Origin of the sequence: Granulicatella balaenopterae, assembly GCF_900111135.1 — a bacterium.
Taxonomy (GTDB): Bacteria; Bacillota; Bacilli; order Lactobacillales; family Aerococcaceae; genus Granulicatella; species Granulicatella balaenopterae.
In genome coordinates this window covers 1-3280 of sequence record NZ_FOGF01000071.1, presented here as the reverse complement: position 1 = coordinate 3280, position 3280 = coordinate 1, and the positions used below count along the sequence as shown (strand labels likewise).

4 protein-coding genes are annotated in these 3280 nt (G+C 33.2%); all 4 read right to left on the bottom strand.

Going from position 1 to position 3280, the window contains the following annotated elements; translation table 11 throughout:
* Positions 1–757 precede the first annotated feature (757 nt).
* Positions 758–2011 (bottom strand): peptidase T, encoded by a 1254-nt coding sequence (gene pepT, locus BMX09_RS09640; protein WP_089748088.1) that lies wholly within the window; start codon positions 2009–2011, stop codon positions 758–760.
* Complete coding sequence (gene nusG, locus BMX09_RS09635; RefSeq protein WP_089748086.1) at positions 1998–2561, bottom strand: transcription termination/antitermination protein NusG; 564 nt, start codon at positions 2559–2561, stop codon at positions 1998–2000. Before nusG ends, pepT begins: the two co-directional genes overlap by 14 nt.
* 111 nt (positions 2562–2672) lie before the next feature.
* Positions 2673–2846, bottom strand: coding sequence for a preprotein translocase subunit SecE (secE, locus tag BMX09_RS09630; protein WP_089748084.1), 174 nt, complete (start codon positions 2844–2846; stop codon positions 2673–2675).
* A 49-nt stretch (positions 2847–2895) separates the two neighbouring features.
* Positions 2896–3048 carry a 50S ribosomal protein L33 gene (rpmG, locus tag BMX09_RS09625; protein ID WP_089748082.1) on the bottom strand — a complete coding sequence of 51 codons (153 nt, stop codon included), beginning with the start codon at positions 3046–3048 and terminating at the stop codon, positions 2896–2898.
* Between the last annotated feature and the right edge of the window lie 232 nt (positions 3049–3280).

The window sequence follows — 3280 nt, the reverse complement described above, 5'->3', positions numbered from 1 at the left end:
GTTTTATTTCTATTATAAAAAGAAATTGATAGTTTGCTTCATTAAAAAATGAAGCCCCTACACATTTGGTTCGTCTTCTTTGTTCAATTTTCAAAGGTCAATATTTTTCGTTATCGTTCTGACAACTTCTAAATAATATCATGCTTGATTTTGCTTGTCAACACTTTTTTGAAAATATTTTTAAAAAATAATTTTCAGTGGAAAATGTTTTCTGCTTTATTTCAAACAGCAAAATCATAATACCTTAATTTGTTGGTGCTTGTCAACACTTTTTTAAAACTTTTTTAAAATCGTTTTGTTTGTGTTGTGCTTTTCTCAAACAGTAAAAATATAATACCACGGAAATTAAATAACTGTCAATAAGTTTTTGAAAGTTTTTTGAAAAAATTGTCTTAAAATGCAAAACGACCTCTAATGTAGCCTTAGTTGTGCGTAGCAAGCTTGTTTTTGTAGCTTTTTTAATTGATTTTTGAGGTTTCTAATACAGTGATTAATACTTGTTTTTTGTTTCAAAAAAATTTTTCTTCTAATAAAGAAACTATTTCCATCGACGGCATTTCACTTTCATTAGGGTGTGAACTACACACTAAGCTAAAGCTTCGGAAATTTCTTGGCAGTAATTTTAAAACGTTTTTTCTTTGTGAAATAATAGCAATAAAAAACAAAAAAGAACCCCCACTTTCATGAGAGTTCAATTTTATAAAATTATTCTATTGTCTAGTATATTTGATCAGTAATAGTAACCTTCGATAGAATATTATTTATCAGTAGTTAATTCAATTATTTTCAAAACGACATCGCTAGCTTTTTGCATGCTTTCCAATGTGACAAATTCATATTGGCCATGTAAATTCTCAGCACCAGTAAATAAATTCGGTGTTGGAATGCCTTTGAATGTAATAATACAACCATCTGTTCCCCCACGAAATGGATTAATAACTGGTTCGATGCCACATGCTCGGTAAGCTTCTTTAGCTAACTCAACTGGGGTCATATCCTCTTTTAAGATATCGTACATATTATAATATTGATCGACAATTGTGCAGTCTATTCTTGGGTGGTCATAGGTATTATTTTGTTCTTCTACTAATTGTAAAAAGTTCGCTTTACGTTCTAAGAACTTCTCTTTAGAATGGTCGCGAATAATATAAGTTGCACGCACTTCACCGATATCACCTTTTTGTTGGGATAACATATAAAAGCCGTCATAACCTTTTGTTTTTTCTGGGACTTCAACTTTTGGCAAACGATTAAAGAACTTAGCTGCTTCAGCTAGAGCATTCACCATTACACCATATGCGCTACCTGGGTGGACACTTGTGCCGTGGAAGACTAACTTAGCTCCCGCTGCATTAAATGTTTCATATTCTAACTTACCTACCTCACCACTATCTAAAGTATAGGCAAAATCTGCACCAAAAGATTCCGCATCAAAGCGATGAGCACCTTTACCAATCTCTTCATCACAGCCAAAAGCTAGTCGTATTTTACCGTGCTTTATTTCTGGGTGGTTCAATAAATAGATACCAGCTTGCACAATGGAAACTAAGCCCGCTTTATCATCTGCCCCTAAAAGAGTTGTACCATCTGTTGTAACCAAAGTCTCCCCGACATAATTCTTTAAATGTGGAAATTCTTCCACACTCATAACGATATTTTGTTCTTGATTTAGTACGACATCCTGCCCATCATAATGATGAAAAACTTGTGGCTGGATGTTTTCGGAATTAAAATCAGCCGTATCAACATGCGCAATAAACCCAATTGTCGGAACATCGGCATGCTCTTCTGGCAAATTACTTGGAATAGTTGCGGTTAAAAAAGTTGTTAATTCATCATACATCACATCACAAAATCCAAGTTCTTTTAATTCCTCTTGTAATAACATTAAAAAATCCACTTGCTTTGCTGTTGATGGAACTTCTACACTATGTAAATCACTTCTCGTATCTACCTTAGCATAACGCACAAATTGTTCCAACATTCCTTTGTACTTATTAATAAGAATCATCCTCTTTCACTTGATTGAAATCTACTTCTGCAATTGTTTCACGGCCAAACATTTCAATAACAGCTTTAAGGCGTTGTTTTTCGTGGTCGATTTCAGTAACTTTACCAGTCATACCATCAAAGGCACCATCAGTAATAATGACGAAATCACCAACATTAACCTCAATGTTTGAAGCTACACGTGCAGTTTCGCCCATACGATTTAAGATGATTTCAATCTCTTCTGGTAATAATGGCGATGGCTTAGAACCGGCACCATGAGAACCTACGAAACCAGTTACGCCTGGAGTATTACGAACGATATACCAAGCTTGGTCAGACATTTTCATTTCGATTAATACATAACCAGGGAAAGTTTTGTGAACGATTTCTTTGTCTTTGCCATCTTCACGCACTTCTACTTCTGTTTCTTCTGGTACAATTACTCGGAAAATATTATCTTCCATTCCCATGCTTTGAGCACGTTGCTCGATGTTTGATTTTACTTTATTTTCATATCCTGAATAAGTATGTAAGACATACCATTCTTTTGAATCTTCATATGACACTATATCGTCCCCCTATTGGTATTTTAATTTTTTCTATATAAAAAAACCCCCAGTTAGCCGGAAGTTTCTTTCGTACATCTTTAGTATATCACTTCTTTAAAGAAATGACACTCATTATTTTGATAATAATGCGTTAAATAAAGCCCCAATCCCTGCATCAACAATTGCAAAGAATCCAGCTGCTAAAACAATTGTCATAATAACTGTAATAGTATATTTAGTGACTTTTTTACCTGTTGGCCAAGTAACTAACTTCATTTCTTGAATTACGCTTGACATAAATTTCATGATACATTCTCCTATCTGTTCTCTTCGATTGTTCTAATATAACGACTAATTATTTTGTTTCTTTATGCACAGTTTTTTTATTACAGTATTTACAAAACTTCTTTAATTCTAATCGTTCAACACGACGATTTTGTCCTAAAGTAATTGTATAGTTACGTGAACCACATACTGAACATGCTAATGCCGCTTTCTTTTGAGCCATTTTCTCACTACTTTCTCTCATGCATTGTCTATTTATATACTCTTTAATTACCTTGCTTACAATCAGATAACTTAAGCATTCAACTCCTTACTATCATATGGTTTCTAAACTCATTTGTCAACTTTTTACACTAAATTGTATGTGTCTGAAATTTAGTTAGTAAAAAAAATATAGAATTAATAAAGTTTTTTACAAGGTTAGAATAGTGCAGAAAAGGTATTTCTCATACCTC